This window comes from Mesorhizobium sp. M7A.F.Ca.CA.004.12.1.1 (genome assembly GCF_003997835.1).
Lineage (GTDB): Bacteria > Pseudomonadota > Alphaproteobacteria > Rhizobiales > Rhizobiaceae > Mesorhizobium.
In genome coordinates, this window is sequence record NZ_RZRK01000597.1 from 1 (window position 1) to 3,807 (window position 3,807).

Here is a 3,807-nt window from a genome sequence, read left to right on the forward strand (position 1 = left end):
GTTCCTCAATGCATTGGCGACCGCCATCGGCGTGGTGTTCTGCGTCAACCGGCTGACCAATGCGGCGCTGGAGCCGCGGCTGCCGAACTGGCGCCTTATCCCGGTCGAAACGGGGCCGGCGCGCTGGCTGGTGCGCCTGACCACCGCCATGGCCGTGGTCATCAGCGTCAACACCTTCCTGTCGGTGATCAACGACAAAATGGGCTCGCCGCTGTCATTGACCATTGCCCGCAGTTTCGGCGCAACCATCATCGTCGGCGTCATCCTGATCCTGATGGCGATGCTGAGGCCATTCAAGGCGCGTGATGGAAGTTGGCGGCCGTGGCCGGCATGGCTGCGCTATACGGCGCTTGCACTCGGTCTTTTCACCATCGTCGCGGCGCTGCTTGGTTACATCGGCCTCGCTCTGTTCGTTTCGCTGCAGGTCGTCGTTACCGGCACCGCGCTGATCACCGCCTATATCGGTTTCCTGTCGGCACAGGCGATCGGCGAGGAGGGTGCTTTCGCCAACACCACCGTCGGGCGCTGGCTGTCGGCCAAATCCAGCTACGAGGATACGGCCCTCGACCAGCTCGGCCTTGTCGTCAGCGTTGCCATCAATGTGATGATCGTGCTGGTGTTCCTGCCGCTGATCCTGCTGATGTGGGGTTTCCAGCTGGGCGATATCCAGGCTTGGGCCTACAAGCTCGCAACCGGGATCAACATCGGGTCGGTGACCATTTCGGTGACCGGCATCCTCTCCGGCATCGTCGTCTTCATCATAGGCTATTTCCTGACGCGCTGGTTCCAGGGCTGGCTCGACGGTTCGGTGATGGCGCGTGGCAAGGTCGATACCGGCGTGCGCAACTCGATCAGGCTGGCGGTCGGCTATGCCGGCGTCGCGCTCGCGGCACTGGTCGGCATCTCGGCGGCGGGCATAGACCTGTCCAGCCTGGCGCTGGTCGCCGGCGCTCTTTCCCTCGGTATCGGCTTTGGCCTGCAGAACGTGGTGTCCAATTTCGTTTCCGGCCTGATCCTGTTGGCCGAGCGGCCATTCAAGGTGGGCGACTGGATCGTTGCCGGCGATGTCAGCGGCACAGTCAAGAAGATCAGCGTGCGCGCCACCGAGATCGAGACCTTCCAGCGGCAATCGGTGATCCTGCCCAATTCAAACCTGATCAACAACGCCGTCGGCAACTGGACTCACCGCAACAAGCTCGGCCGCATCGACATCAAGGTCGGCGTCGCTTACGGCAGCGACGTCAAGCAGGTTCATGCCGTCCTGCTGGAGATCGCCCGCAGCCACCCGATGGTGCTGAAGAACCCCGAACCCTTCGTGCTGTTTTCCAATTTCGGCCCTGCCGCCCTGGAATTCGAGATCCGCGTGTTCCTGGCCGATGTGATGAATGGCAACATCGCGCAGAACGACATCCGTTTTGCCGTCCTCGAAAAATTCAGCAGCGAACACATCGAGATGCCCTCGACGCCGCGCGCCGTGGTCGAGGCCCATAAGCCCAAGGCGTGGCCGACAGACGACGACAAGATCGAGGCCGACTTCGCCGAACAGGAGCAGATAAAGGCCGAAGCCGAGGCGGAGAAGAAGCGGCTGGTCAAGTCCCGCAAAACCAAGAAGCCAGATCCGGACTAAGCTGGGACTCCGTCGACCTTGATCCTGCCGGAACCGATTGCGGCATGAATGCGGCATTCAGTTGCGGTTCAGCTTCCATCTCCTATAAGCTCCCATGCAAAGGCGAAATTGCCTTGCGAAATGCAACAGAGGCGGTGGGAACACCGATATTGCACCATGTGGAAGTCTCTCGTCGCTGCCGTCGCCCTGGTCGCCGCCATCGGCTCGGTCCATGCCGCAAGCGCGGTCAACAAGGACGCCGAGACCCGCACGCTGGTCGTGACCGAGGGCGGCAGCAAGACCGACCTCGCGCTGGCTGGTGGCGAAACGGTTGAGTTCTGCCCGAATGGCTGTTTCGTCACCTTGCCGAACGGCGACCTCGAAGCTCTGACCGGTTCGGAAACCATCGAAATCTCGGGCGGCGTCGCCCGAATCAAGTAATTCCGGTTGGCATATCTTGAGAGGCCGGGCGTTTGCTCGGCCTTTTATCGTTTCCGGTAGCAGTCGCTTAACAATGACGCCGGAAATACCGTCACGGCAGCCGTCTGCAACCGGGCGTTTTAACGTTCGCTACGCCATCGCCCGCTATACCAGCCTCAAGACGCCGGAAAGCGGCGCGCAACTCTACGCGGGCAGGGCAGGACGGACATGGATGCGCGGTCGGACAGGAACGCAATACCGCTTGCGGTCGATCTCGACGGCACGCTGATCGCGACCGACCTGTTGTGGGAAGGGCTGTTCATCCTTCTCAAGATGAACCCGCTCTATATCTTCCTGGTACCGTTCTGGATCGCCGGCGGGCCGGCGCGGCTGAAGCAGGCAATCGCGCAGCGCATCGACATCGATCCGGCATCGCTGCCCTATCGCGAGGTGCTGCTTTGCCGCCTCCGGACCGAACACGCCGAGGGCCGCAAGATCGTGCTGGCGACCGGTACGCCGCGCAAGTTCGCCGACGCCATCGCGGCCCATCTCGGCATTTTCGACCAGGTGCTGGCCACCGATGGTCTCGCCAATCTCACCTCGGGCAGGAAGCGCGCTTCGCTGATCGCAGCCTATGGCGATGGCGGTTTCGACTATGCCGGCAACAGCCGTCACGATCTCCAGGTCTTCGATGCAGCGCGCAACGCGATCGTCGTCGCGCCCGACCGCCATGCCGCGCGCTGGCAGGCAGCGCATGGCGCCGAGACGATGCCGGCGCCGAAGCCGACTTTGCGGACCATCGTCAAGATGCTGCGTGTCCATCAGTGGCTGAAGAATTCGCTGATCGCAGTGCCGATGGTGCTCTCGCATGAATATTTCAACACCGACATGATCTGGCAATGCCTGCTGGCATTCGTCTCGTTCAGTTCGGTGGCATCGGCCATCTATATCCTCAACGATTTCTTCGACCTCGCGCTCGATCGCAAACACCTCACCAAGCGCAACAGGCCGTTCGCCAGCGGTGCGCTGTCGATCCCGTTCGGACTTGGCGCAATCGCGGTGCTTCTGGCGATCGGCATCGGCACCGGGCTGTTCCTGTCGCCCGAATTCATGGCTGTGCTCGGCGGCTATATGGTCGTCACGACGGCCTATTCGCTGTCGTTCAAGCGCATGCTGCTGGTCGATGTGCTGACACTCGCCGGCCTCTACACGATCCGCGTCCTGGCCGGTGCGGCGGCGACCGGCGTCGACGTCTCGTTCTGGCTGCTGGCCTTCTCTATCTTCTTCTTCCTGTCGCTGGCGCTGGTGAAGCGCTTCGTCGAACTGCGCACCACCGCCATTCCGCCTGGCGAGCGCATTGCCGGCCGCGGCTATCGCACCGAAGACCAGGAGATCGTCGCCCAGGCCGGCATGGCCTCGGCCTTCTCCTCGGCGCTGGTGCTGGCGCTCTACATGGACAGTGTCGCGGTGCGCGAGCTTTATCCGCATCCGTGGCTGATCTGGCCGCTGGCACCGATCGTGCTTTATCTCACCATGCGCGTCTGGATCCTGGCGCGCCGCAACGAGATGCATGACGATCCGGTCGTCTTCATCATCCGCGACTGGCGCAGCCAGATCGTTGTGCTGATCGGTGCAGTGATGCTGGTCATCGGGGGCTGGTAGGCATGGCCACTGAGCGGTTCCCGAGCTTTGGCCTTGCTACGCCGCCGGCGCCGCGCGCCATCGGTGCCGACGAGGCTATCTCGCTGCTGAAGGGCGGTCAGGCCAAGCCAGCGTCACTG

Annotated in this window: 3 protein-coding genes; all 3 read left to right on the forward strand. The window is 62.6% G+C overall.

Going from position 1 to position 3,807, the window contains the following annotated elements:
* On the forward strand, positions 1–1,627 hold a 1,627-nt coding region (locus tag EN984_RS25815; RefSeq protein WP_164765648.1), incomplete at its 5' end, for a mechanosensitive ion channel domain-containing protein.
* A gap of 156 nt (positions 1,628–1,783) precedes the next feature.
* On the forward strand, positions 1,784–2,047 hold the full coding sequence (locus EN984_RS25820) for a hypothetical protein (protein ID WP_164748978.1): 264 nt from the start codon (positions 1,784–1,786) through the stop codon (positions 2,045–2,047).
* A gap of 207 nt (positions 2,048–2,254) precedes the next feature.
* On the forward strand, positions 2,255–3,688 hold the full coding sequence (locus EN984_RS25825) for a UbiA family prenyltransferase (RefSeq protein ID WP_127271096.1): 1,434 nt from the start codon (positions 2,255–2,257) through the stop codon (positions 3,686–3,688).
* Positions 3,689–3,807: the final 119 nt, after the last annotated feature.

Coding starts and splice junctions, on each gene's coding strand:
- EN984_RS25820 (WP_164748978.1), top strand. CDS start 1,784: ATGTGGAAGTCTCTCGTCGCTGCCGTCGCCCTGGTCGCCGCCATCGGC.
- EN984_RS25825 (WP_127271096.1), top strand. CDS start 2,255: ATGGATGCGCGGTCGGACAGGAACGCAATACCGCTTGCGGTCGATCTC.